This is a genomic window from Methylocystis sp., assembly GCF_021731785.1.
Lineage (GTDB): Bacteria > Pseudomonadota > Alphaproteobacteria > Rhizobiales > Beijerinckiaceae > Methylocystis.
This window is the reverse complement of the sequence record NZ_JAKFWS010000005.1, coordinates 22,114-45,750: the sequence shown is the minus strand read 5'-3', so window position 1 is coordinate 45,750 and position 23,637 is coordinate 22,114. Positions and strand designations below refer to the sequence as shown.

The 23,637-nt window shown below is 63.3% G+C and carries 24 protein-coding genes; 17 read left to right on the top strand and 7 right to left on the bottom strand.

Features of this window, described 5'->3' with window-relative positions:
• Nucleotides 1–71 precede the first annotated feature (71 nt).
• From mog to QZ964_RS00890, 9 genes are all read left to right on the top strand, one after another.
• The gene (gene mog, locus QZ964_RS00930; protein ID WP_292528035.1) at nt 72–617 is read left to right on the top strand and encodes a molybdopterin adenylyltransferase; all 546 of its coding nucleotides are present in this window, start codon (nt 72–74) and stop codon (nt 615–617) included.
• Nucleotides 618–748: 131 nt separating this feature from the next.
• A complete protein-coding gene (gene dapB / locus QZ964_RS00925) occupies nt 749–1,555 on the top strand; it encodes a 4-hydroxy-tetrahydrodipicolinate reductase (protein ID WP_292528033.1) in 807 nt (268 codons plus the stop codon).
• A gap of 21 nt (nt 1,556–1,576) precedes the next feature.
• The gene (locus tag QZ964_RS00920) at nt 1,577–2,203 is read left to right on the top strand and encodes a 2,3-bisphosphoglycerate-dependent phosphoglycerate mutase (protein ID WP_292528032.1); all 627 of its coding nucleotides are present in this window, start codon (nt 1,577–1,579) and stop codon (nt 2,201–2,203) included.
• A gap of 106 nt (nt 2,204–2,309) precedes the next feature.
• Nucleotides 2,310–3,395: a hypothetical protein gene (locus QZ964_RS00915; protein WP_292528030.1), complete on the top strand. Its 1,086-nt coding sequence runs from the start codon at nt 2,310–2,312 to the stop codon at nt 3,393–3,395.
• A gap of 65 nt (nt 3,396–3,460) precedes the next feature.
• Entirely contained in the window at nt 3,461–4,084 is a 624-nt protein-coding gene (locus QZ964_RS00910) for an alpha-ketoglutarate-dependent dioxygenase AlkB (RefSeq protein ID WP_292528028.1), read from the top strand.
• A gap of 202 nt (nt 4,085–4,286) precedes the next feature.
• A complete protein-coding gene (locus tag QZ964_RS00905; protein ID WP_292528027.1) occupies nt 4,287–4,685 on the top strand; it encodes a cytochrome c-554 in 399 nt (132 codons plus the stop codon).
• A 586-nt stretch (nt 4,686–5,271) separates the two neighbouring features.
• On the top strand, nt 5,272–7,539 hold the full coding sequence (locus tag QZ964_RS00900; RefSeq protein ID WP_292528026.1) for a TonB-dependent siderophore receptor: 2,268 nt from the start codon (nt 5,272–5,274) through the stop codon (nt 7,537–7,539).
• A gap of 130 nt (nt 7,540–7,669) precedes the next feature.
• Nucleotides 7,670–9,079, top strand: a complete 1,410-nt coding sequence (gene cysG, locus QZ964_RS00895) for a siroheme synthase CysG (protein ID WP_367119180.1) — start codon at nt 7,670–7,672, stop codon at nt 9,077–9,079.
• Nucleotides 9,080–9,121: 42 nt separating this feature from the next.
• Complete coding sequence (locus QZ964_RS00890) at nt 9,122–10,678, top strand: serine hydrolase (protein ID WP_292528023.1); 1,557 nt, start codon at nt 9,122–9,124, stop codon at nt 10,676–10,678.
• A 135-nt stretch (nt 10,679–10,813) separates the two neighbouring features.
• Here the strand turns inward: QZ964_RS00890 and QZ964_RS00885 are convergent, their stop codons facing one another.
• The 4 genes from QZ964_RS00885 to QZ964_RS00870 all read right to left on the bottom strand — a co-directional run bounded on the left by QZ964_RS00885 (nt 10,814) and on the right by QZ964_RS00870 (nt 13,434).
• Nucleotides 10,814–11,281: a hypothetical protein gene (locus tag QZ964_RS00885; protein ID WP_292528021.1), complete on the bottom strand. Its 468-nt coding sequence runs from the start codon at nt 11,279–11,281 to the stop codon at nt 10,814–10,816.
• 11 nt (nt 11,282–11,292) lie between these two features.
• The gene (locus tag QZ964_RS00880; protein ID WP_292528019.1) at nt 11,293–12,012 is read right to left on the bottom strand and encodes a uroporphyrinogen-III synthase; all 720 of its coding nucleotides are present in this window, start codon (nt 12,010–12,012) and stop codon (nt 11,293–11,295) included.
• Between the two features lie 5 nt (nt 12,013–12,017).
• The gene (gene hemC / locus QZ964_RS00875) at nt 12,018–12,947 is read right to left on the bottom strand and encodes a hydroxymethylbilane synthase (RefSeq protein WP_292528017.1); all 930 of its coding nucleotides are present in this window, start codon (nt 12,945–12,947) and stop codon (nt 12,018–12,020) included.
• Between the two features lie 148 nt (nt 12,948–13,095).
• On the bottom strand, nt 13,096–13,434 hold the full coding sequence (locus tag QZ964_RS00870) for a hypothetical protein (RefSeq protein WP_292528016.1): 339 nt from the start codon (nt 13,432–13,434) through the stop codon (nt 13,096–13,098).
• Between the two features lie 360 nt (nt 13,435–13,794).
• On the opposite strand from QZ964_RS00870, the gene tsaD reads away from it, so the two are divergent.
• From tsaD to QZ964_RS00855, 3 genes are read left to right on the top strand one after another with little or no spacing between them, the layout of a single operon-like run.
• Nucleotides 13,795–14,859, top strand: coding sequence for a tRNA (adenosine(37)-N6)-threonylcarbamoyltransferase complex transferase subunit TsaD (tsaD, locus tag QZ964_RS00865; RefSeq protein WP_292528014.1), 1,065 nt, complete (start codon nt 13,795–13,797; stop codon nt 14,857–14,859).
• An 11-nt stretch (nt 14,860–14,870) separates the two neighbouring features.
• Nucleotides 14,871–15,422: a phospholipase D-like domain-containing protein gene (locus tag QZ964_RS00860; protein WP_292528012.1), complete on the top strand. Its 552-nt coding sequence runs from the start codon at nt 14,871–14,873 to the stop codon at nt 15,420–15,422.
• On the top strand, nt 15,419–16,408 hold the full coding sequence (locus tag QZ964_RS00855; RefSeq protein ID WP_292528011.1) for an NAD(P)H-dependent glycerol-3-phosphate dehydrogenase: 990 nt from the start codon (nt 15,419–15,421) through the stop codon (nt 16,406–16,408). Before QZ964_RS00860 ends, QZ964_RS00855 begins: the two co-directional genes overlap by 4 nt.
• Nucleotides 16,409–16,418: 10 nt before the next feature.
• Here the strand turns inward: QZ964_RS00855 and QZ964_RS00850 are convergent, their stop codons facing one another.
• From QZ964_RS00850 to QZ964_RS00840, 3 genes are all read right to left on the bottom strand, one after another.
• On the bottom strand, nt 16,419–18,293 hold the full coding sequence (locus QZ964_RS00850) for a CHASE3 domain-containing protein (protein WP_292528009.1): 1,875 nt from the start codon (nt 18,291–18,293) through the stop codon (nt 16,419–16,421).
• A gap of 59 nt (nt 18,294–18,352) precedes the next feature.
• Complete coding sequence (gene ilvD / locus QZ964_RS00845) at nt 18,353–20,185, bottom strand: dihydroxy-acid dehydratase (protein ID WP_292528008.1); 1,833 nt, start codon at nt 20,183–20,185, stop codon at nt 18,353–18,355.
• A 181-nt stretch (nt 20,186–20,366) separates the two neighbouring features.
• Nucleotides 20,367–20,624 (bottom strand): acyl carrier protein, encoded by a 258-nt coding sequence (locus QZ964_RS00840; RefSeq protein WP_292528007.1) that lies wholly within the window; start codon nt 20,622–20,624, stop codon nt 20,367–20,369.
• A 293-nt stretch (nt 20,625–20,917) separates the two neighbouring features.
• Between QZ964_RS00840 and QZ964_RS00835 the strand changes: the two genes are divergently transcribed.
• From QZ964_RS00835 to moaD, 5 genes are all read left to right on the top strand, one after another.
• A complete protein-coding gene (locus QZ964_RS00835; RefSeq protein ID WP_292528006.1) occupies nt 20,918–21,616 on the top strand; it encodes a hypothetical protein in 699 nt (232 codons plus the stop codon).
• A 15-nt stretch (nt 21,617–21,631) separates the two neighbouring features.
• Nucleotides 21,632–22,240, top strand: a complete 609-nt coding sequence (locus QZ964_RS00830; RefSeq protein WP_292528004.1) for a malonic semialdehyde reductase — start codon at nt 21,632–21,634, stop codon at nt 22,238–22,240.
• Nucleotides 22,241–22,251: 11 nt separating this feature from the next.
• The gene (locus tag QZ964_RS00825) at nt 22,252–22,641 is read left to right on the top strand and encodes a DoxX family protein (protein ID WP_292528002.1); all 390 of its coding nucleotides are present in this window, start codon (nt 22,252–22,254) and stop codon (nt 22,639–22,641) included.
• Between the two features lie 139 nt (nt 22,642–22,780).
• Nucleotides 22,781–23,389, top strand: coding sequence for a CDP-diacylglycerol--glycerol-3-phosphate 3-phosphatidyltransferase (gene pgsA / locus QZ964_RS00820; RefSeq protein ID WP_292528001.1), 609 nt, complete (start codon nt 22,781–22,783; stop codon nt 23,387–23,389).
• Nucleotides 23,386–23,637, top strand: coding sequence for a molybdopterin converting factor subunit 1 (gene moaD, locus QZ964_RS00815; RefSeq protein ID WP_292527999.1), 252 nt, complete (start codon nt 23,386–23,388; stop codon nt 23,635–23,637). The genes pgsA and moaD overlap by 4 nt, the downstream gene beginning before the upstream one ends.

The window sequence follows — 23,637 nt, the reverse complement described above, 5'->3', positions numbered from 1 at the left end:
TAAGCGCTGCGGCGTGAGATAGTGACAAGCGCGCGGCGACGCGGCAAACATGCCCGCCGGGAGACTCGCCAATGTCAGCTGAAAACCAGGCGGCAATCATCGGGATCGTCACCGCCTCCGACCGCGCGAGCGCCGGCGTATATGAAGACGAGAGCGGTCCGGCGATCGAGGCCTATCTACGGGCGGCGCTGACGACGCCTTTCCGGATCGAGCGGCGCATCATCCCCGACGGCTTTGAAAGCGTGCGCGATACGCTGATCGATCTCGCCGACAACGTCGGGTGCGACCTCATCGTCACGACCGGCGGCACGGGGCCCAGTCCGCGCGATCTGACGCCGGAAGCGACGCTCGCCGCCTGCCCTCGGGAACTGCCCGGTTTTGGCGAATTGATGCGACAGGTCTCGCTGGCGCAGACTCCGACCGCGATCCTGTCGCGACAATTGGCCGCTCATCGCGGCAAATGCCTGGCGATCAATTTGCCCGGCAAGCCAAGGGCGATCGAACTCTGCCTCGACGCCGTCATGCCCGCAGTGCCTTACTGCCTCGACCTCATCGGCGCCGCTTATATCGAAACCGATCCCGCGCGGGTGAAAAGCTTCCGCCCCAAGCCGAAATAACCGTTCGTTCGGGTGGTATGTCGCCCGCCCGCCAAAGCTGCGCGCTTCTCATTGGGGCGCCTCGCCTGTATAGGGATTGCGCGTCACTGAAACTGAATCGAAGCCGCTAGCGCGGGGGCGGGAGCGACCGAATGAACGAATTGCGTTTGGTGGTGGTCGGCGCGGCGGGCCGTATGGGCCGGATGCTGACTCAGATCGTCCCCGACGCGGTGGGCGTGCGCCTGACCGCCGCCCTTGAGCGCCCTGGCGCGCAAGCGCTCGGCGCCGACAGCGGCGGCGCGACGCCAAACGGCGTGCCGATCACGAGCGATATCGGCGCCGCCCTTGCCGACGCCGACGCCATCGTCGACTTTTCGTCGCCGGGCTCCAGCGTCGAAATGGCGAAGGCGGCGGCGGCAGCCAAGGTCGCCCTCGTCATCGGCACGACGGGGCTTTCTGCCGAAGACCTTGCCGCGGTCGCGGCGTGCGCGCAGAAAACCGCCATCGTTCGTTCGGGCAACATGAGCCTGGGAGTCAATCTTCTCGCCGCGCTCGTCGAGCGCGCCGCCCGGGCGCTCGGACCGGCATGGGACGCCGAAATCGTCGAGATGCACCATCGCCTCAAGGTCGACGCGCCCTCGGGAACGGCGTTGCTGCTCGGCGACGCGGTCGCGCGCGGGCGTGGCGTCGACCTCGCGGAGAATAGCGCGCACGGGCGCGACGGGCTAACCGGGCCCCGCCGGACCGGAGAGATTGGCTTCGCCAGCCTTCGCGGCGGCACGGTGGTTGGGGATCACACCGTGATTTTCGCCGGGTCCGGCGAGCGAATCGAATTCTCGCATCGCGCCGAGGATCGTGGCGTGTTCGCACGCGGCGCGCTCGCCGCCGCGCTGTGGACCCGCGGAAAGACTCCCGGGCTCTACTCCATGTCCGACGTGCTTGGCCTTTCCGGCACCTGATACCGACGAGCGTTTACGAGCATGAATCGCACTCTCGTTCTGGTTCGCCATGGCCAAAGCGAATGGAACGCCAAAAATCTCTTCACCGGCTGGAAAAACCCGGATCTCACGCCGCTCGGCGTTGAAGAGGCGCGCCGCGCCGGCCGTGAGTTGAAGAAGCTCGACATTCTGTTCAGCGTCGGCTTCACCTCCGCTTTGATCCGCGCGCAGCACACGCTCGATCTGATCTTCGAGGAGCTTGGCCAGACGAACGTCCCGACGATCAAGGACCGCGCGCTGAACGAGCGTCATTACGGCGATCTTTCCGGCCTCAACAAGGATGAGGCGCGCGACAAATGGGGGGAGGAACAGGTGCGGCTGTGGCGGCGCTCCTATGATGTGCCGCCGCCCGGCGGCGAGAGCCTCAAGGACACGGTGGCCCGCGTCGTGCCCTTTTATGTGCAGCGCATTCTGCCGCCGGTGATGCGCGGCGAGCGCGTGCTGGTCACGGCGCATGGCAATTCGCTGCGCGCGCTCTGCATGGTGTTGGAGCAGATGACGCCGGAGAGCGTTACGACGCTCGAACTCGCGACCGGCGTCCCGATCATCTATCAGCTCAACGCCGATTCGACGGTGGCGTCAAAGACCGTGCTGGGCCACTCGCAGTAACGGCGTCGCAGGCGCGGTCCCATTGACTTCCCTTACTTGTGTGTTTTGCTTTCGCTGCAATTGATTGCCGCGTCCGCGGCGAAATTATTTGATCGAGGATATTCGAATGGCGAAAAATCCCAAGGCGCCGCCGAAAAAGAAGGCGGCTCGCTCCCCAGTAACCGAGACCGCCAACGCGCGCGCGGGGGTCGTCCCGCCGAAACGAGGGCCGGTTACGCTTGATGAAGCCCGTGCGCTCGCCCAGGCAAAGCAGCAGCCGGCGCGGACTGCAGCGCGCCTCGCGGGCGTAGCGCCGTCCGTTTCACCGGAGAAGATCGGACGTGCACGGGAACGGGTGGAAACGGAGCGGGACGCTGAGATCGCTCGCCGAGAGACCGAATATAAAGCTGTGATGTCGATCATGAAACGGCGCGGCGCTCGTGCTGCAGCGACCGCGCAAGCCTTCGCCCCGCTGCAGATCTGCGCCGAAGGCGACTCATGGTTCGACTATCCGGCTTTCCTTTCCGGCGGAATCGTTCCTCGGCTGGAGCGCCGGGTGGGCGTCCCGATCCTCAATCTGGCAAAGGCAGGCGACGAAGTTCGCTATATGCTCGGCGTCAAGGAGCGCACGGAACTCATCGACCGGTTGCGTCGGGGTTCGCCGGCGGGTGGACCTTGGGACGTGCTGCTCTTTTCCGGCGGCGGCAATGACGTCGTTGACAACCCGATGGCGCTCTGGGTCAAAGACTGGAACCCGGCGATCCCTCCCGCGGCGCATCTCAATCAGGCGCGCTTCGACAATGTGCTGGCGCTCGTTCGAGCCGGATATGATGATCTAATCGACATTCGCGACAAATTCAGCCCGACGACTCATCTCGTTTTCCACGACTACGATTTCGCCATTCCCGATGGTCGCAACGTTTGCGTGTTTTTCGGACCCTGGCTCAAGCCAACTTTCGATCTCAAGGGCTTTCCGACGCTCGCCGCGAGGCAGGCCGTCGTCGACGCGATGCTGAAAGGCTTCGCAGCGATGCTCGCGCAGATCACCAACGATCCCGCCAGGAAAGCGACCTTTATTAACGGTCAGGGGACTTTGCCGCGCAAGACGAGTTCGTGGCACAATGAGCTTCACCCTACGGAACCGGGCTTCGACCAATTCGCGGACATCTTTCACACCCGTCTGAAAGCGCTGTTTCCCAATCGTGTCGCCTAGCGCGCAAATATAGCAGCGCAACGGCGACCCTCGTGTGCCGACGCAAGCCGCCCAGGTTCGTCTAGATGCTCGAAATCGCGCCTGGCGTTTTTCATTTCCCAGCCTGCCTCGATCAAGCGGCGCAGGCGGCTCTTGCTGATGAGATTGTGGAAGTCATCGCCGCCGCGCCGCTCTACGTCTCGACGATGCCGAAGACCGGCGCGCCAATGTCGGTGCGGATGACGAATTGCGGCGCGCTCGGCTGGGTCAGCGACAAGGCGCAGGGCTATCGCTACGAGGCGCGCCATCCCAAGACCGGCGAGCCCTGGCCGGCGATGCCGCCGCGTCTGTTGCAGCTCTGGGACGAACTCGCGCGCTATCACAGGCCGCCAGAAGCTTGCCTCGTAAATGTCTACGACGAAAAGGCGCGCATGGGCCTCCACCAGGACAGGGACGAAGCGGATTTGGCTGCGCCGATCTTCTCGCTGTCGCTAGGCGCCGACTGCCGGTTCAGGCTTGGCGGAACCCGGCGCGGCGATCGCGCGATCGCTTTCGCGCTGTCGTCAGGTGACGCGCTCGTGCTCTCGGGACCCGCAAGAATGCGCTATCACGGCGTCGACCGGATTTTGCCGACGGTCGACGCCTCGCTGCCGCCGGCGCTCGCAGCGTTCGGCGTTCGCGTCAATCTCACGCTCCGACGGGTCACTTAAGTCTGCGGTTCAGCGCGCGTTCACGACGTTCGCCATAAAGTCGATGATAGCGAGACCTAACCTCTGGCGTATTGTCTTTGGCCGCGGCTTCGTTGTAGTTTCAAAACCGTCTAAAGAGCGCCGCGAGGCGCCAACGATGGCCGGTCGCATTTCAAAAAAGGGCGGGCGCGACGCGAACGCCGGGAAGAGGAAAGGAACAAGGATGAAGACGATTTCCCTGCTGACGTTCGCCGCGAGCGTCGCTTTCGCCGCTTCCGCCGGCCAGGCTTACGCCGCCGGCGACGCCGCCGCGGGCGAAAAGGTCTTCGCCAAATGCAAAGCCTGCCATCAAGTCGGAGAAACGGCGAAAAACGCCATCGGTCCGGAATTGAACGGCGTTGATGGCCGCAAGGCCGGCACGGCGCCGGACTACAGCTATTCGGAGCCGATGAAGAGTTCCGGCATTACGTGGGACGAGGCGAGCTTCAAGGAGTTCATCAAGAGCCCGAAGGCAAAGGTTCCCGGCACCAAAATGATTTTCCAGGGTCTGCCGAGCGAGGGCGACGAGGAGAATGTGTGGGCCTATATCGCTCAGTTCGGCGCCGACGGCAAAAAGAAGTAAGCAACTCTTCTCAAGATACGCTTTTGGCGGCCCTGTTTTAAGGGCCGCCTTTTTTTGTCGCCGAATCGAGTACGAAAAGGAATCGACATGCGCGATTCGACGCCTAGGGGCGTCGAAAATACAACAGTCAACAAAAGGCGATCATATCCTTCTTGAAATACTTCTCAGCTATATCGCTTTATGTCGTATTTCGGCAACAGTCAGAAACAAATGCTAAATATTGCGTCGGAATGATTCTAAACTAGCCTGTCTGCTAATTGACCGTTTTCAAAGAGAAAATTTATTAAATAACCTTCTCTTTGCGCGTGGACTAGACATGCTTCGGAAACAACCCAGACATCGACAGGCGCACTTCTCGTTTTCTTTCTCTTCCATTGCGCTTGATCGAATAACGGGTGCAGCTTCGGCCGCCGCTGTCAGTCTTGTCGCTGCGCTGACGCCCAGCCTTCCCGCTCTCGCGCAGTCCCAATCCGGGCGGTTGCCGGCAGTGAGAGTCGACGCGCCGCCGGAAAAGCCCCGTCCGGTCGCACAGGCGAAGCCCAAGCATGTCGCTTCGCAAGCGCGCTCCGCGAGCGGAGCCCAACATTTGCCCCGGATCGACGTTGGCGGCGCACGACGCGGCGCTCGGGTGATTCCGACGACCCGCGCGCCGGTCGTGACCGCGGCTACCTCCGTCGATGGCGCTCCCGGCGAGCGTCCGCTGTTCCCGGCCACGGCGCTCGGCCGCGGCCCGACGGACGTCGTCGGCTATTTCGCGGGCAGGACGTCGACGGCGACGAAAACCAACACGCCGATTATCGATATCCCGCAGTCGATCACGATTCTGACGAAGCAGCAGCTTCAGGACCGCAACAGCATCGATCTCAATCGGGCGCTGATGTATGTGCCCGGCGTCACGGTCGCGCAGGGCGAAGGCAATCGCGACCAGATCACGATCCGCGGCCAGGACACGACCGCCGACTTCTATACCGACGGCATCCGCGACGACGCGCAATATTATCGCGACCTTTACAACATCGAGGCTGTCGAGGTTCTCAAGGGCCCCAACGCGCTGATCTTCGGACGCGGCGGCGGCGGCGGCATCGTCAATCGCGTCACCAAAAAGGCTGACGGCGAACGGCTGCGGTCGATCATGGTCAGTTCGGGCAGCTTCGCTCGAAAGCGGGTCACGGTCGACGTCGGCGACGCGATCAACGATACGCTCGCCGTCCGACTCAATGGGCTCTACGAGCAATCATACGGCTACCGCGACTTCTTCAAGCTCGAGCGCTATGGCGTCAATCCGACGATGACGTGGCATCCGCTCGAAAAGACCTTCGTTACGCTGAGCTACGAACATTTCCGCGATCGCCGCACCGCCGATCGCGGCATTCCGTCGGTGGGCGGCTTCATTTTCGGCGGCTCGGCGATCTATCCGGGATACCCGTCGCCGGCGCCGATCGACGCTTTCTTCGGCGTCGGCAATCCTTCGGTCGAAGCCGTCAATTACGCCAAAGTCGATCTCAATCGCGTTGCGCTCGCCTTCGATCACACCACGGAATTCGGCCTCAACATCCGAAACCAGACGGTCTATGCGGACTATCAGAAGCGCTATCAGAACACGTTCCCCGATCAGGGTCTGGGCGTCGTCACGACGCTGCTCAATCCTGTCGCGACAAGCGTCACTCCCGCCGGCGTTGCGCGCCTCGACGGCTATCTCAGCTCCAATCCCCGGCAGAACATCTTCAACCAGACCGACCTCGTCTACAAATGGCAGATGACGCCGGACATCCGTCACACGGTGATGTTTGGCGCCGAAGTCGGCAACCAAAGGAGCGACGACAACCGCGATCTTTCTTGCTTCAATTTTTCCTGCGCGATGCGGCGCGTGACGACGCCGTTTTGGACGCCGACGGCGTATTTCCCCGTGGTCTTCGCCAATCCGAACCGTCGTCGCCACACCAATCTGGACCTTGCCGCAGGCTATGTTCAGGATCAGATCGAGGTGACGCGATACATCGATGTGATCGCGGGCGTGCGGTTCGACAGGTTCGACCTGAAATTCACCGGCTTCGATCCCGGTCCGACCGACTTTAGAGGCCAGCTGCGCCGTGTCGACAATGTGTGGTCGCCGCGCTTCGGCCTTGTGTTCAAGCCGAACGAAATTGTTTCGCTCTATGGCTCCTATTCGCGAAGCTTCGTGCCTGTGGCGGGAGACCAGTTCAACGTGCTGTTTCCAACCGTCGCCAATCTCGCGCCGCAGAGCTTCGAGAATGTTGAGGTGGGATTCAAAGCGCAGTTGCTGCCAGCCTTGCTCTTCACCGGGGCGCTGTATCAGCTCAATCGTTCGAACCAGCAGCTCACGGTCGACGCGACGACGGCCATTCTCGCTAATACGCGGACGCAGGGCGGAGAGCTCGGCCTCGTCGGCAATGTCACCGACCGGTGGGAGGTTTCGCTCGGCTACGGCTATCAGGACGCGCGCGTCGTCAAGACCGACAGAGCGCCGACCTTGCGGACGCCGTTCTTCACTGACGTCGGCAAGACCAATCCCTTTGTGCCCAGAAACACCTTCTCCTTCTGGAACAAATACGATATTTCGTCCTTCTTCGACGCCGGTCCCGGGGTTCTCGGCGTCGGCGCAGGCGTCGTCTACAATTCCAAATTCTATCCGGCCATCGACAATTTCGTCGTCGTGCCGGGTTACGCCCGGGTTGACGGCGCCTTGTTCGTCAAGTTGAGCGAGAATGTCTCGGGACAGCTCAATGTCGAGAATCTGGCGGGGGCGCGCTATTATGTCTTCGCGCATAACAACAACAACATCACGCCCGGCGCGCCGCGCTCGGCCTATGTGACGCTGAACGCGCGATTTTAGCTGCGCACGGTTTTGAGGCTCGCCGACGGGCGCGACGCCGATTTTCGTGCAAAGCGCGCTAGGTTTTAGAAATCGATCACGTAAATTGCATTGGGCGATTCCGCCCAAATGCAGCGTGATCTGGGACGCCGTGACCCGCAAACCCGATGAAGTATCCGCCGATCTGATGCAGCCGCTGGCGACTTTGCCGGTGTTCTACGCGCTTGCCGGGCGACGCGTGGTGGTCATCGGCGGCAGCGAAGCCGCGGCCTGGAAGGTCGATCTGGCGGCCGCGACCGGCGCCCAGGTCGACGTTTTTGCGCCGGCGCCCTGCGACAAACTTCGCGAGATTGCGCGAGCGCGCGACAATGTGGCCATTCACACGCGCGCCGTCGAGCGGGCCGATTTCGCCGGCGCGGCGATGGCGCTTGGCGCGATCGAGGACGACGCTCTGGCTCGACAGGCGCATGAGCAAGCCCGTGTGGCCGGCGTGCCGCTCAATCTCGCGGATCGGCCCGCGCTCAGCGATTTCACCATGGGCGCCATCGTCAATCGCTCGCCGCTGGTGATCGGCGTCTCGACCGGCGGCGCGTCGCCGGTTTTCGCTCAGGCGGTGCGCGGCCGGATCGAAACGCTGGTGCCTGCGACATTCCAGGCGTGGGCGCGGGCGGCGCACGCCTGGCGGCCGCTTCTGCGCGCGTCTGGACTGGACTTTTTGGCGCGGCGCGATTTCTGGCGCCGGTTTACGCGGCTCGCGTTCCGTGAAATCGAGCGAACGCCGCAGGACGAAGATCGCGCGGCCCTGCTCGAAGAGGCGCGCGCCGGCGCCGAGGCCACGGCGCGCGGACGCGTGACGCTCGTCGGCGCGGGGCCTGGTGATCCCGAACTCCTCACCTTGAAAGGCATGCGCGCGCTCGCCGGCGCCGACGTCGTGCTGTTCGACGATCTCGTTCCGGCGAGCATTCTCGATCTCGCCCGTCGCGAAGCGACGCGGATCAATGTCGGCAAGCGCGGCTATGCGCCCTCCGTGCGCCAGGAAGAAATTAGCGCCTTGCTCGTCGAGCTTGCGCGCGAGGGCAAGAATGTCGTGCGGCTCAAAGGCGGAGATCCGCTTATCTTCGGTCGCGCCAACGAGGAGATCGCCGCGCTGCGCGAAGCTGGCTTTTCAATCGAGATCGTGCCCGGCGTGACCGCCGCCTGCGCCGGCGCCGCCGCGATCGGCGCATCGTTGACCAGCCGAGAGATGGCGCGGCGCCTGCAATTCATCACCGCGCACACCAAGGACGGCGAATTTCCCGAGGACTTCGATTGGGGCGCGCTCGCCGACGAGCGCGCCACCACGGCGGTCTATATGGGCAACCGCACGCTGCCGGAATTGTCGCGTCGCTTACTACAGGAGGGCATGTCGCACGATACGCCCGCCTTTCTCATTGAGCGCGCTTCAACGCCGCACGAGCGCGTCGTCAAAGGCACGATCGCGGACTTGCCTTCGAGAGTCGCCGGGCAGACCATCGTCGGCCCGGTGATGGTGCTCATCGGCTGGGCGCTGGCGGAGAAGTGATTCAGCACTATTGTTGCAAGAAGGCGCGAGCGGAGAAACATCATGCCTTTTACGAGACGATCCGCTCTGCTTGCGTCGGGACTGGGGTTGCTGGCCCCCGCGCCGGCGTTTGGCAAGGCGAAGCCCGCATCATCACCCATCCGCGAGCCGACTGAGAAACATCTGAGCGATCTCGACGCGCTCGTCGTCGACGTCATGAAGAAAACCGGCGTGCCGGGAATGTCGGTCGCCGTCGTCTCTCCGGACCGCGCGCTCTACTTGAAGGGCTTTGGCATGCGCCGAGCGGACGCGGCGGATCGCGTCGACCCCGACACGGTCTTCCAGATCGCTTCGCTGTCCAAGCCTCTTTCTACTACCGTCGTCGCGGGCCTTGTCGGAGACGGCGTCGTCTCATGGGATCAGCCGATCGAGCGTACCTTGCCGGGCTTTGCGATGAGCGATCCCTGGGTCACGTGCGAAATCACGCTACGCGACATGTTCTGCCATCGCAGCGGACTTCCCGACCATGCCGGCGATCTCGTCGAAGACATCGGCTACGATCGCGACGAAATCATTCGACGCCTGCGCTACATCAAACCGAACACGAGTTTTCGCACGCATTACGCATACAACAACATGGGGTTTTCGGCGGCAGGCTTCGCGGCGGCGAAAGCTGCGCGAAAATCCTGGGAGGACGTGTGCGACGAGCGTCTTTATCGGCCGCTGGGGATGACGAGCGCCAGTTCGCGGCACGTCGATTTCATCGCGCAAAAAAATCGCGCCTTCGGCCATGTGCGGCGCGGCGACCGCTGGGTGGTCGGTCGCGAGCAGCGCAACGCCGACGCGCAGGCGCCGGCGGGCGGCGCGTCGGCGTCGGCGCGCGACATGGCGACATGGGTGCGCTTGCAACTCCGCGACGGCGTCTTCGACGGCCGCGAAATCGTCAAGCCGGAGGCGCTCGCAGAAACGCATTTCCCCCAAATCGCCACCGGCCCGGCGCATGATCCGATGCGCGGGCCGACCTTCTATGGGCTTGGCTGGGACATCGACTATGGCGGTCCGGCGCGCCAGCGCTGGAGCCACTCGGGCGGGTTCGCCCTCGGCGCCGCGACCTGCGCCTATGTCATGCCGGCTGAACGGTTCGGAATCGTCGTGCTAAGCAATTCCGCGCCGATCGGCGCGCCGGAAACGATTTGCCGCAGCTTCCTAGATCTGGTCCTGACCGGAAAGATCGAACGGGACTGGCTCGCGCTTTTTGGCGGAGCCTTCGCGGAAATGGCGATTTCGACATACGGTCGGGACGCCGATTATGCAAAGCCCCCGGCCAGCGCGCCGGCGCGCGCGCCGCGCTCGACATATGTCGGCTATTATCGCAACGAGCTTTACGGACCCATTGGGGTCGTCGAAACGGCCGAAGGGCTTTCGCTTACCCTGGGCCCGGCGCCCACGTCCTATCCGATGCGTCACTATTCGGGCGACATTTTCACCTTTCAGCCCGCGGGAGAAAACGCCAGCGGGCTCAGTCCGGTAAGATTTTCCCGAAACGGCGACGAGAAAGCGGCGAGCGTCGTCATCGATTATTTCAATGGCAACGGTCAGGGCGTTTTTATGCGCAGCTGATGCGAGAGAAAAGCGGGCGATGGCCACTTTGAGGCGCGTCCACAGCGCCGTCGCTTTCAGGTCGGACCGGAAAGCCAAGGACGCGCTCATAGGAGCGGACTATCGAGCTTTACGCGCTTCGGCGAGCGGCGAAAATCAATCGAGAGGCTTCCAATTCTCAGCGATGAAGCCACGAGAATCGACATTGACGATCTTGCGCGCGATCTGCGCATTGGGCCCAACGCATTTCCATTCATAGATCGTGTCGTGACCGGTGGCCGCCATTGGGATCATGTCGGAGCCGGGATTGTCTTTGCAGAAGGCTGCGGCGCCTGGCAGACTTTGTGAGGCGTCGGCCTTGCCGCAGACGAGATTCGCGCCGACATTGCAGAGCCAGGTCTTGCCGCCCATGCAGCGATAGCTCGTCCCCTTGCGAATGACGGCGTTCGGCGTCTCCCGCGAAAAGCCGAAAAGTTGACGGGCTTGCGGAACAAGCGCGGCGGGAATGGGCTTCGTCTTGTCGTCGTCGCCGACTTTCGCGCAGCGCGCCGCGACGTCCTGCGCCAGAGCGAAGGTGGGAAGAACGATCAAGATCAGGAATGAAAAAATCGCCGATCGAAACATTGGCTCCTCCCTTATTTCCTTGGGCCATGCGCGTTAAAAGCCTCGCTCGCGAGCAGATCCAGCAAATGGTCTTCGTCTGGCCGTTCGGCGACGCCGACACTTGGAATATTGTCGTAAAATAGCGGCTGCGCGACCTCCTGCGACAGGGCGAAATGCGGGATGGCGCGCATCTTCTCCAAACTACCAGCTGCCTTCGCGAGCGCGAGAAAAATCTCGACGCTGCGACGAGAGTAATGAAGAACCGCATCAATCTCGCCCGCCGCGATCGCATCGACCGCTTCTTGCGAAAGCGCCTTCGCCGCGCGCGCTTCATAAACTTCCACGGCGGCGACCCGATGGCCCGCCGCCTTCAGGCCCGCTTCCAAAGTCTGCTGGCGGTCACGCCCGGCGAGATAGAGGAAATGCGTGGGCGCGGGATGACGAGCGAGCAATCGCGGCAGGATCGCCTCGGCGTTTCCCGCGACGACGTGGGGATGAAAGCCATGCGCGCGCGCCGCATGCGCCGTTTTTTCGCCGACGGCGTGGAGGGGCAGGGACTTAAACGCTTCTGCGCCTCGCGCGAGTTCGACGCCCTTCGCGCTCGACGCCAATAGCGCGTCATAGGCGCCTTGCGGCAATTGCGCGCCGGTGGCGGCGATCTCCAGCACGGGCGAGAGGACGGGGATAAAACCGATCGCGCGTAGTTTCTCCGCCGTGCGCGTGGCGTCATCCGCCGCGCGCAACAAAAGCACGCGCCTCACATAAGCCCCGCAACGCCATGCGGCAGACGCAACAATATTTCCTTGCCGGCGTCGGCGCCGATCATCGCAGCGTCAATGGCGCGCCCGCGGCGGCGCACGACATAGGATTCGGCGCCGTCGGCTTTCAGCACCTCGCCGAAGAAGGAGAGTTCGGCGCCGTGAACCTGCGCATGGCCGGCGATCGGCGTGCGGCAGGAACCGTCAAGCGCCGCAAGGAAAGCGCGCTCGGCGGCGAGCGCAGCGCCGGTCGCTTCGTCGAACAACGGCGCCAGCAGATCGCGCGTCGCGTTGTCTCCCCCGCGCCGCGTGACTCCGATCGCGCCCTGGCCGCAAGCCGGCGGAAACGCCTCAAGCGGCAGCAGCGCCGAAGCACGATGGGCGAGACCCAGGCGTTTTAGGCCGGCGACAGCCAGGAGGGTCGCGTCGATATCCCCTTCCTCGACCTTCCTGAGACGCGTCTCGACATTGCCGCGAAGCAGCGTGGTCTTGATATCGGGTCGCCGGCGCTTGACCTGGGCGGCGCGGCGCAGCGAAGCGGTTCCGACCACGGCGCCGGCAGGAAGCTCGTCGAGCGCAAGACCGCCGCGCGATATCCAGGCGTCGCGCGCGTCCTCACGGGGCAGATAGCCGGCGATCACGATTTCGCTCGGCAAATGGGTTGGCAGGTCCTTCGAGGAATGCACCGCAAGATCGATCGCGCCAGCGATGAGCGCCGAATCCAGCTCCTTGGTGAAAAGTCCCTTGCCGCCTGATTCAGACAGAGGCCGGTCCTGGATCTGGTCGCCTGTCGTGCGGATGATTTCGATGGGGAAATCCGATTCGCTTCCCCGATGCGCGCGCATCAGCGCTTCTCGGACCATGTGGGCCTGAGCAAGGGCGAGGGGACTGCCGCGGGTCCCAATGCGAAGGAAAAAAGGAGATGTCATTAGCCGGCGCCTTGTCGCGCGCGACTATAGGAGGGAACGCGTTAAGGGCAAGCGAAAGGCGCTCAAATAGATCGAGCGTCCGCTGGCAAAAGCGGACGCTCTTTTGCTCCGCGAGCTTACTCTACGCGGCTCGCGGATTGCTAACCGATCACCACCAGCCAAACAGGCCGCTTCCGATCCCCGCGCCGAGGCCTGCGCCAAGTCCGAGACCCGTGCCCAAGCCTGCGCCAAGTAGGCCGCCGCCGCCATACCCGTAATATCCGGCGTTGTAGCCATAGCCAGGCCAGGCGGAGCCATAATAAGCCGGCCGATAGCAGCGGGAGTAACGCACTGGACGATAAGAATAACCCCAGTAGCTTCCGCAGTGTCGATGCCAGCCGTAATGAGCCCGGCAATAACGCGCCTCTGCCAGAGTTGTGGAGCCGATCACGGCGGCCATTGCAATTGCGGACGTTAGCGCGAAAGCCTTAATCTTGTTCGACGCCATTTTCACCTCCATACAGTTCAGACCGCGGGCAACCTCAACCGGGACGTTATTTACCTGTTCGCTTTAGTCGGAATAATTTCAGCTCAAGATAAAGCCGCCGTTTGGGAAGCAACGATCTGTTGTGCCAACTTGTATCCGTCGAGATCATGTCAAGTGGCGACTGTAAGAAAACTAAAAAATTTAATGGGCCCATCTTTAGCGTTGCATTGGGAAGTGTCGATGTCCGCTAGTAGCTTGCAATAATTGCTGTAAACCATTCGCCAATCGCAATTTTCTAAACCTGTTGTCGCGCGACGGTATAAGCTTCGTCATGCGTCGACTAAAAATCGGCGGAACGATTCCTTGCGCCAGGGAGTGCGCATGCGCGTGTTGGGCATTGAAACCACTTGCGATGAGACGGCGGTCGCGATCGTGTCGGAGCGGCTCGGCGAGGCGGGCGGAGCGATCCTTTCCAACGAGGTGCTGAGCCAGATCGCCCGCCATGCGGCTTATGGCGGCGTCGTTCCGGAAATTGCGGCGCGCGCCCATATCGACGTGCTCGACCGGTTGATCAGACGCGCGCTGGAGCGCGCCGAGACCGAGGCGAAAGACCTCGACGCCATCGCCGCGGCGGCTGGTCCGGGATTGATCGGCGGCATTCTTGTCGGACTTACCGCCGGCAAGGCCATGGCGCTGGCGCTGGGCAAACCCTTCATTGCGGTAAATCATCTGGAGGCCCATGCGCTGACGGCGCGGCTGACGGACCGGCTCGCCTTCCCCTTTCTGGCGCTGCTGATCTCCGGGGGACACACGCAACTCGTTGCGGTGAACGGCGTCGGCGATTATCGGCGGCTCGGGTCCACCCTCGACGACGCTGCTGGAGAGGCCTTCGATAAGGTCGCCAAAATGTTGGAGCTCCCATACCCGGGCGGCCCGCACATTGAAAAGCTGGCGCTTGAGGGCGACGCGCATCGTTTCGATTTCCCACGCCCCATGCTCGGCCGGCCAGGGGCGGATTTTTCGCTCTCTGGCTTGAAAACCGCGGTGCGCCAGGAAATTCTCAAGCTGCAAACGCCGAATAAGACGGACGTTAGGGATCTTGCGGCCTCCTTCCAGGCCGCGATCGTCGACGTGATCGTCGACAGGGTGCGCTCTGGCTTACGGCTCTTTGCCGATCGTGTCGGCCGGCCGCCGCAGGGCCTTGTCATCGGCGGCGGAGTCGCCGCCAACGGCGCCATTCGCCGCGCGCTGGTACGACTTTGCGCTGAAAGCGGCCTGCGGTTCGTTTCGCCGCCGGCGGCGCTCTGCGCCGACAATGGGGCGATCATCGCTTGGGCGGGACTCGAGCGTTTGAAGTGCGGACTGACTGACGACCTCGACTTTGCGCCACGTCCGCGCTGGCCGCTCGACGCCGAGCCGAGTCGATCGCACCACGGCAAGGCTTGAGGCGGGCCTCGATGCGATTTCTTTTCCTGGCGGCGCTTGGGGTCATGACGCTCGCGCCAATGCCGCAGCCGGCCGGACTTCTTGCCGAAGAGCCGACCTTCGCGGGGGTGCGCGTGCTTTACGGGCCCGGCGAAGGCTTCGGTTCAGTCGACGCGCGTCTCATCGACGGGGCGCGCCGCTCGATCGATATGGCGGCCTATGTTTTGACCGACCGCTCGTTGATGACGGCGCTCGGCCGCGCCGCCATGCGCGGCGTCAAGGTGCGCATTTATCTGGACGGCGATGAAATGGGCCGTGGCGCCGCAGCGATCGGGGAGATCGCCGACGCCCCCAACTTAGAGGTCCGCCGCAAGGGCCGTTCGCGCGATCTGATGCATCTCAAATCATATCAAGTGGACGGACGCGTGTTGCGCAGCGGCTCGGCGAATTTCTCGATCTCCGGCGAAATCTATCAGGACAATGACCTCATCGTGATCGAAAGCCCGCAAATGGCGGCGCGGTTTCGCGAAGCCTTCGAGAGGCTGTGGTCGCGCGCCGACAATCAGCGGATTGGCGTCAGATGACGCGAGCGACGGTCGCAGTGCTCGGAGCCGGCGCGTGGGGCGTTGCGCTCGCCAATGTCGCCGCCCAGGGCCGCGCGCGGACGCCACTATGGGCGCATGACCCGCGGACGGCACAAGCGCTCGCGCGCGACCGTGAAAATAAGCGCCGGCTGCCGGGAATGCCGCTTGCCGCCGCCGTCGCGCCGACGGACGACATTTCGATTTTGCGCGAAGCGGAAATCATTCTCGCCGTTACGCCCGCGCAAGCCATCCGCATGACGGCGCGCGCCGCGCGGCTGTATCTACGGAAGGGCGCCGCCTTCGTGATTTGCGCCAAGGGCATTGAGCGCGAGCGCGGCAAATTCTTGAGCGAAGTTGTGCGCGAAGAATTGCCCCAGGCGAGCGTCGCCGTGCTCTCGGGACCAAGCTTCGCTGCAGACGTCTGCCGAGGGCTGCCGACGGCGGTCACGCTCGCGGCGCATGACGAGCAGCTGGCGCGACGTCTTTGTGAAGAGCTTTCGACGAAGACGTTTCGACTTTACCGCTCAACCGACGTGCGCGGCGTTGAAATTGGCGGCGCGGCAAAGAATGTTCTCGCCATCGCTGCGGGCATGAGCCATGGCCGTGGGCTCGGCGCGAGCGCGCAGGCGGCGCTGATCGCGCGCGGGTTTGCCGAGTTGATGCGGCTCGGTCGCGCGCTAGGAGCGCGTCAGGAAACGTTGATGGGTCTTTCCGGATTGGGCGACCTCGTCCTAACCTGCGGATCTGCGCAGTCGCGCAACTTTGCGCTTGGCGAAGCGCTGGGGCGCGGAGAGTCGTTGGAAGACGCCACGCATGGCAAGCTTGCGGAGGGCGCCTATACGGCGCGCGTCATGGTGGAAATGGCGCGCGCCCACGACGTCGAGCTGCCGATCGCTGAGGCTGTCGACGCCATTCTTTCAGCGCGCCTGAGCATCGACGGGGCTGTCGAAGCGCTGCTGATGCGTCCGCTCAAAGCCGAAAACTGATCATCGTCGGCTATTTCGCGTCCAGAATCTCCCGCATCTTCACGGCGAGCTGCTGTAACGTGAAGGGCTTCGTCAGCAGTTTGACGCCCGGGTCGAGAACGCCGTTGTGCAGGATGGCGTTCCGCGTATAGCCGGTGATGAACAGGACGCGCAGACTATGTCGACGAAACACCGCCTCGCGCGCCAGACGGGCGCCATCCATGTCGGGCATGACCACGTCGGTAAGCAGCAAGTTGATGTCGGCGCGTTGGCGAATGATGTCGACGGCCGCGCGTCCGTTCTCGGCCTCCAAAACGGAATACCCCAGTTCGCGCACGCCTTGGGCGGTGACGCGGCGCGCCGTGTCGTCGTCCTCGACGACCAGCACCAGCTCGTCCGGCTTTCCAAGCGGCAGATCGAGCGTCGTTACCGACGCAGCCGGTGCTAGGACGGGCGCTTCGACGTGATTGAAGCGTGGCAGATAGAGCTTGATGCAGGTTCCACGTTCGGTTTCGGAATAGATTTTAACGTGGCCGCCCGACTGCTTGACGAATCCATGGACCTGCGAAAGGCCCAGTCCGGTGCCCTTGCCCGCGGGCTTTGTGGTGAAGAACGGATCGAAGGCTTGCGCCAAGACCTCCGGCGGCATTCCATGACCCGTGTCGGTGACGGCGATCATGACATATTGGCCGGGCGTGACGTCCGTGTTTTCGGCGGCGTAGCCGTCGTCGAGATAGCAATTCGCCGTCTCGATCGTCAGCTTGCCGCCGTTAGGCATCGCGTCGCGCGCATTGACCGCGAGATTGACGATGGCGCTTTCCAGTTCGTGCTGATCGATTTTCGTCGTCCAGAGTCCGCCGGCAAGCACAGTCTCAAGTTCGATCGTCGCGCCAAGCGCGTGGCGCACCATATCGGAAATGCCGGAGACGAACTTGTTCGGGTCGAGCGGCCGCGGCGACAACGGCTGCCGTCGTGAGAAGGCGAGCAGCCTGCGGACCATTGCCGCGGCGCGATCGGCGCCGTCCAGCGCCGAGTCGATGAGTTGAGTATATTCGCCGTCCGAACCCGCGAGTTTCCGTCGCAGCAGATGAAGGCTTGCGACGATGACGCCGAGCATATTGTTGAAGTCGTGCGCGATGCCGCCCGTCAGCTGCCCGAGCGATTCGAGTTTTTGCGACTGCCGCAACTGCGACTCGAGCGCTTCGCGGCGCGTCGTTTCCCCGATCAACTGATCATAGGCTTCCTTTAGTGAGTTGCGCGACATTTGCAGGGCGTTCATCTGTTTTTGGGCATTGAGAAATGAAAATGCGCCAAGCGCGAAGATGATGCCGGCCAGCGCCCAAATGGCGGCGTCAAAGTTGCCGCCCGCGGCGTTCATCTCGCGCTCGCGCTTCTCAACCAAACTTTGCTCATTTTCCATCATCGTGTCGACGATGGCGCGGACCCGGTCCATCAGCGCTTTTCCGCGCCCGGATTTGACGAGTTGTACGGCCTTGTCGAGCTGGCCGGCGCGTGTGTCGGCGATCGTTTGATCGATAATTTCGATCCTTTCGCCGAGCAGCGGCCGCATCTCTGCGACGGCTTGGAGCTGGTTAGCATTGTCCCTCACGCCCTCGGAAATTCGGTCCAACATGTCGGGCATCTTGCGCGACGCGTCGGCGCACGCCTGGAGATAACGTTCGTCCTGGGTGATCATGTAGCCGCGTTGATTGCTCTCTGCGGCTTGCAGCAATCCGAAAAGCTGATAGAGGTCGCTTTGCACCTGGATCGTGTGGCGCAGCCATGCGCCCGCTGTGCGGCGCTGGAATTCGGCGTGCACGGCCACATAACTGGCAAGCGCAAGCACCGCGAATCCCAAAGCGATGCCAAACAGTCCGGAAGCGACGAATTTACGTGACGGAGACATTTTGTTCCGGCGACGGAGTGCGCGCGTCAGTCTACGACGCCCGCTAAAATTGCGAAAGGTCAGGAAACCTGTCGCACGGCGCCCTTCGCCGCGCTCGTCGTCATTGAGGCGTAGGCGCGCAGCGCCGTCGTGATTTTTCGCGGCCGGGGCTGTGCCGGCGCGAAGCCCTTGGCCGCCTGTTCGGCGCGCCGCGCCGCGAGTTCCTCGTTGCTCACCGCGAGCGTGATCGTGCGCGACGGGATGTCGATTTCGATCCGGTCGCCGTCTCTGACCAGAGCGATGGCGCCGCCTTCCGCGGCCTCGGGCGACACATGGCCAATCGAAAGACCGGCGGTGCCGCCGGAAAATCGTCCGTCGGTGACCAGCGCGCAGACTTTGCCGAGCCCCTTCGACTTCAGATAGCTCGTCGGATAGAGCATTTCCTGCATGCCCGGCCCGCCGCGCGGGCCTTCGTAGCGAATGACGACGACGTCGCCGGCCTTTACGCCGCCCGTCAGGATGCCGGAAACCGCGGCGTCCTGGCTTTCAAAGATCTTGGCGGGGCCGGCGAATTTCAGGATCGACTCGTCGACTCCAGCGGTTTTCACGATGCAGCCGTCGACGGCGAGATTGCCGTTGAGGACAGCGAGGCCGCCATCCCTGGAAAAGGCGTGCGCCGCGTCGCGTATCGCGCCCTTCTCGCGATCAGCGTCGAGCTCTTTGTAGCGGCGGTCTTGGCTGAAGGCGACTTGCGTCGGCACGCCGCCGGGCGCGGCGCGAAAGAACGTGCGCGCGGTCTCGCTCTGCGTCACCGCGATGTCCCAGCGCGCCACCGCGTCGCTGACCGAAGGACTGTGGACGGTCGGCAGATCGCCATGCAGCAAGCCAGCGCGCAGCAGCTCGCCGAGGATGGCGATGACGCCGCCGGCGCGATGCACGTCTTCGAGATGAACGTCGGCCGCGGAGGGCGCGACCTTGCACAGCACCGGCACGCGTCGCGACAGCCGGTCGATGTCGGCCATGGTGAAATCGATCTGCGCCTCATGCGCCGCCGCGAGAAGATGCAGCACGGTGTTGGTGGAGCCGCCCATGGCGATGTCGAGCGTGATGGCGTTCTCAAACGCTTCGAAGCTCGCGATCGAACGCGGCAGCACGCTATCGTCGTTCTGCTCGTAGTAGCGCCGCGCGAGATCGACGATCAGATGGCCGGCTTCGACAAACAGGCGTCGACGATCGGCATGCGTCGCGAGAACCGATCCGTTGCCTGGAAGTGAAAGGCCCAGCGCCTCGGTCAGACAGTTCATGCTGTTCGCGGTGAACATGCCGGAGCAGGAGCCGCAGGTTGGACAGGCGGAGCGCTCGATCGTCGCAACATCCGCTTCGCTGACCGTGTCGTCGGCGCCGGCGATAATCGCGTCGACAAGATCGAGCGCATGCTCCTTGCCGGCGAGCACGACCTTGCCGGCCTCCATCGGACCGCCCGAAACGAACACCGTCGGAATATTGAGACGCAACGCCGCCATCAGCATGCCCGGCGTGATCTTGTCGCAATTGGAGATGCAGACCAGCGCGTCGGCGCAATGCGCATTGACCATATATTCGACGCTGTCGGCGATGAGATCGCGCGAGGGCAGGGAGTAGAGCATCCCGTCGTGGCCCATGGCGATTCCATCATCGATCGCGATGGTGTTGAACTCCTTCGCGACGCCGCCGGCCTTTTCAATCTCGGCGGCGACGAGCTGGCCAAGATCCTTTAAATGAACATGGCCCGGCACGAATTGCGTGAAGGAATTGGCGACGGCGATGATCGGCTTGCCGAAGTCTTCCTCTTTCATGCCCGTCGCGCGCCACAGGCCGCGTGCGCCGGCCATGTTGCGGCCGTGGGTCGTCGTGCGTGAACGATAGGGAGGCATCGAATTCTCGTCGTCGCGAAGGCTCGAGGTTCGAACCTTTCCAGAGACGACTAGCGCAGCGAAGGAGCCGCCGCAACCGTGCGCGGCGCCGTTCAGTCCGCGACTCTCGGGGCGCTCAGCTTGGCGGCACGAGCGCGCGACGAGAGCTTAACTCTCGCGCCCGCGGCTTGGCTTAAGACGCCTAAGCGGCGCGGCGTTCAGCCGCCGTCAACAGCTCGTTGACGCAATTACGAACGGCGTTGATCGAAGCGAAGCTTTGCCGGCGCAGCATAGAAACCGGAAATTCTATGTCGAAAGCTTCTTCAAGCGCGAGCATGGTGCGGATGGCGGCGAACGGCGTCAGTCCTGCGCCGTAAAGATCGTCGAAATCCGACAATTGCGCCACCGGCATGTGCAGACGGCCGTGCTCTTGCAACAGACGGCGTATGGTATCCATCATCGATTCCAACTCCAGGAGTTCGACGCCTCAAACGCGGGCTGCAGCGTTGTTGGCGCGATAGGCGCGGTTGGGTCCTAACAATCCTAACTAGTGCGCACAGGATTCGGGCGCCTCGCCTGAACGGAGGATGAATTCGCAGCGCCAGGGTCGGGTTTCGGCTAACGAATGGTTAATGCAATACGCTGCCGCGCCGCCAACTGTGGCCGTTTCTGTTTAATCGCGCTATGTTAGCCGCCATGCGCATCCTGCGGCTTCTTCCCCTGACAATCGTCGTTTTTTTGGCAGCCTTGCCCATGCGGCGGCCGGCGGCTCAGGAGTCGGGACCGCCGTCGATCGAATCGTTTGCGGAGGATGGCGAAAATTTCCTGTTCATTCCGGGCATTGGAAGAATTCCTCTGCCGCCCGGAACCAGAGCGCTTGGTCCGGGGCAGGGAGGAGGCGAACGAGCGCCCGAGCGGCGCGCGCCAGCGGCCGGGCCGCCGGCGCAGCCTAAAGACCCTGCCGAACGACGGGACGAGGATATGGCTCGGCTCTATCTGCGCCTGGAGCAGGCCGAGGACGAGCGCGAGGCGAAAGGCGTCGCCGCGGCGATCGCCAGCCGCTGGTCGCGCGCGGAGTCAGACACGATCAATCTGCTGGCGGCGCGCGCGCTTGCGGCGGATGCGGCCGGCGCGCCATCGCTTGCGCTCAGCCTGCTCGACTATGTGGTGGCGCTGTCTCCCCAGTGGACGGAGGCCTATGTCATGCGCGCCAAGGCGCGGGCCGAGCAAGGCGACAACAGCGGCGCGATCGCTGACCTCGAGACTGCGACGACGCTTGAGCCGAAACGTTTCGACGCGCTCGCCGCCCTCGGCGCGCTCAAGGAAAAGTCCGGCGACAAGAAAGGCGCGCTCGCCGCCTATCGAAAGTCGCTCGCGATCTCGCCCCAGCAGGAATCGCTCCGCAAAATCGAGGAGCGCCTACATATTGAAGTCGAAGGGCGCGACATCTAGCGCTGCAGGGATGCGATGATGACCGACAGGCAGGCCGCAGGCCCGATTGCGCCGGAAGCGTTGGAGCGGCTCTTTACCGGCGCGCGGACTCATAACGGCTGGCTTGACAGGGATGTGCCTGACAGCCTGCTCGAACGCGCCGTAGATTACGCGAAATGGGGTCCGACAAGCGCCAATTGCTCCCCGATGCGCGTCGTCTTCGTGCGCTCGCCCGAGGCGAAGGCCAGGCTCGCGCCGGCGATGTCGGACGCCAATCGCCCGAAGACCATGGCCGCGCCCGCTACGGCAATCGTCGCCTATGATCTGGATTTTCCCGAAATTCTGCCGCGCCTTTATCCGGCGACGGACGCGCGTTCCTGGTTCATCGGCAACGAAACCCTGATCGACCAGACGGCGTTTCGTAACGGCTCGCTGCAGGGCGCGTACCTGCTTCTCGCGCTTCGCGCGGTGGGTCTCGATTGCGGACCGATGAGCGGATTCGACAGGGACAAGGTCGACGCGGAATTCTTCCAAGGCACCCGGATAAAATCGAATTTCTTGATCAACATCGGTTATGGTGATCCGGCAAAGCTCTATCCTCGCGGTCCGCGGCTTGATTTTGAGGAGATCGCCAGGATTCTCTAGGAGGCCATCCGATGACTCTGCGCATCATTCCACAACGCTTCGCACCGCATGCGCAGGGCCTGCTGCGCATCGCCGCCGCTCTGCTTTTTTTGCAGCATGGAACGGCCAAGCTCTTCGGCGTCCCACACGTCGCGATGTTTGACGGGCTGCAACTGATCTCGCTCCGGGGCGCGGCGGGGATCATCGAACTTGTCGGCGGCGTATTGATGCTGCTCGGCCTGTTCACACGGCCTGTCGCCTTTATCCTTTCGGGCCAGATGGCGGTCGCCTATTTCCTGTTTCACGCCGGCCAGGATCTCTGGCCGATCGTCAACAAGGGCGAGCTCGCCGCGCTCTACTGCTTCGTATTTCTGTTTTTTGCGGCGGCCGGACCCGGCGCCTTCGCGCTCGACCGCGAGTGAGGCCGCAACCGTCGCGATTTAACAGCCGATGCGCGGACGGGACGGCGCGCTTTGCTGTGGCGCGCTTTGCTGTGGCGCGCTTTCTGTCCGGGCGCTCTGTCTATTGACATTGGACGCCGGGAACATATTCCCTTGCGCTATGTCCGAGACGGCTGTCACCGCCAAGCGTCGTTCCCAAGCGCTGGCGCTGCCCAATCTGCTCACCTATGGCCGCGTCGTCGCCGTTCCGGTGGTCGCGGGTTTGCTTCTCAGCTTCACCGATCATTGGGCGCGATGGACGGCGCTGGGGATTTTCATCGCCGCCGCCGTGACGGATTTTCTCGACGGCTATTTCGCAAGAATCTGGCAGCAGCACTCGCCGCTCGGCCGGATGCTCGATCCGATTGCGGACAAGCTGCTCGTGGCGACCACCCTGATGGCGCTCGTCGCCGACAAAACGGTGGCCGGCTGGACGATATGGGCGGCGATCATCATCCTGTGCCGCGAAATCCTCGTGTCGGGGCTGCGGGAGCATCTGGCCGAGCTCAAGGTTCGACTGCCGGTCTCCGCCATCGCCAAGTGGAAAACGGCGGCGCAGCTCGTGGCGCTGGGATTCCTGATCGCCGGGCCGGCGGGCGAAGTGGTTCTTCCCGGCACGATCAAGATCGGCGCGTCCCTGTTGTGGGCGGCGGCGATCCTGACGCTTTATACCGGGTTCGACTATCTGCAGTCGGCATGGGATCATTTCGGGGAAGACGGGCCGGGATGAAGGCGCTGTATTTCGCATGGGTGCGCGAGCGCATCGGTCTGGCGGAAGAGGACATTGCGCCGCCGGGCGAGGTGGTCACGGTGCGCCAGCTGATCGACTGGCTGTCCGCGCGCGGCGAAGGCTATGCCGCCGCATTCGCCAATCCGGCGACGATCCGCGCGGCGGTCGACAAGATCCATGCGGCGCCGGACGCGCCGATCGTCGCCGCCCGCGAGATCGCCTTCTTCCCCCCGATGACCGGAGGCTGA

Excerpts from the sequence above, each read along its gene's own strand:
- mog (WP_292528035.1), top strand. The coding sequence starts at position 72 with ATGTCAGCTGAAAACCAGGCGGCAATCATCGGGATCGTCACCGCCTCC.
- dapB (WP_292528033.1), top strand. The coding sequence starts at position 749 with ATGAACGAATTGCGTTTGGTGGTGGTCGGCGCGGCGGGCCGTATGGGC.
- QZ964_RS00920 (WP_292528032.1), top strand. The coding sequence starts at position 1,577 with ATGAATCGCACTCTCGTTCTGGTTCGCCATGGCCAAAGCGAATGGAAC.
- QZ964_RS00915 (WP_292528030.1), top strand. The coding sequence starts at position 2,310 with ATGGCGAAAAATCCCAAGGCGCCGCCGAAAAAGAAGGCGGCTCGCTCC.
- QZ964_RS00910 (WP_292528028.1), top strand. The coding sequence starts at position 3,461 with ATGCTCGAAATCGCGCCTGGCGTTTTTCATTTCCCAGCCTGCCTCGAT.
- QZ964_RS00905 (WP_292528027.1), top strand. The coding sequence starts at position 4,287 with ATGAAGACGATTTCCCTGCTGACGTTCGCCGCGAGCGTCGCTTTCGCC.
- QZ964_RS00890 (WP_292528023.1), top strand. The coding sequence starts at position 9,122 with ATGCCTTTTACGAGACGATCCGCTCTGCTTGCGTCGGGACTGGGGTTG.
- QZ964_RS00885 (WP_292528021.1), bottom strand. The coding sequence starts at position 11,281 with ATGTTTCGATCGGCGATTTTTTCATTCCTGATCTTGATCGTTCTTCCC.
- hemC (WP_292528017.1), bottom strand. The coding sequence starts at position 12,947 with ATGACATCTCCTTTTTTCCTTCGCATTGGGACCCGCGGCAGTCCCCTC.
- QZ964_RS00870 (WP_292528016.1), bottom strand. The coding sequence starts at position 13,434 with ATGGCGTCGAACAAGATTAAGGCTTTCGCGCTAACGTCCGCAATTGCA.
- tsaD (WP_292528014.1), top strand. The coding sequence starts at position 13,795 with ATGCGCGTGTTGGGCATTGAAACCACTTGCGATGAGACGGCGGTCGCG.
- QZ964_RS00860 (WP_292528012.1), top strand. The coding sequence starts at position 14,871 with ATGCGATTTCTTTTCCTGGCGGCGCTTGGGGTCATGACGCTCGCGCCA.
- QZ964_RS00855 (WP_292528011.1), top strand. The coding sequence starts at position 15,419 with ATGACGCGAGCGACGGTCGCAGTGCTCGGAGCCGGCGCGTGGGGCGTT.
- QZ964_RS00850 (WP_292528009.1), bottom strand. The coding sequence starts at position 18,293 with ATGTCTCCGTCACGTAAATTCGTCGCTTCCGGACTGTTTGGCATCGCT.
- ilvD (WP_292528008.1), bottom strand. The coding sequence starts at position 20,185 with ATGCCTCCCTATCGTTCACGCACGACGACCCACGGCCGCAACATGGCC.
- QZ964_RS00840 (WP_292528007.1), bottom strand. The coding sequence starts at position 20,624 with ATGATGGATACCATACGCCGTCTGTTGCAAGAGCACGGCCGTCTGCAC.
- QZ964_RS00835 (WP_292528006.1), top strand. The coding sequence starts at position 20,918 with ATGCGGCGGCCGGCGGCTCAGGAGTCGGGACCGCCGTCGATCGAATCG.
- QZ964_RS00830 (WP_292528004.1), top strand. The coding sequence starts at position 21,632 with ATGATGACCGACAGGCAGGCCGCAGGCCCGATTGCGCCGGAAGCGTTG.
- QZ964_RS00825 (WP_292528002.1), top strand. The coding sequence starts at position 22,252 with ATGACTCTGCGCATCATTCCACAACGCTTCGCACCGCATGCGCAGGGC.
- pgsA (WP_292528001.1), top strand. The coding sequence starts at position 22,781 with ATGTCCGAGACGGCTGTCACCGCCAAGCGTCGTTCCCAAGCGCTGGCG.
- moaD (WP_292527999.1), top strand. The coding sequence starts at position 23,386 with ATGAAGGCGCTGTATTTCGCATGGGTGCGCGAGCGCATCGGTCTGGCG.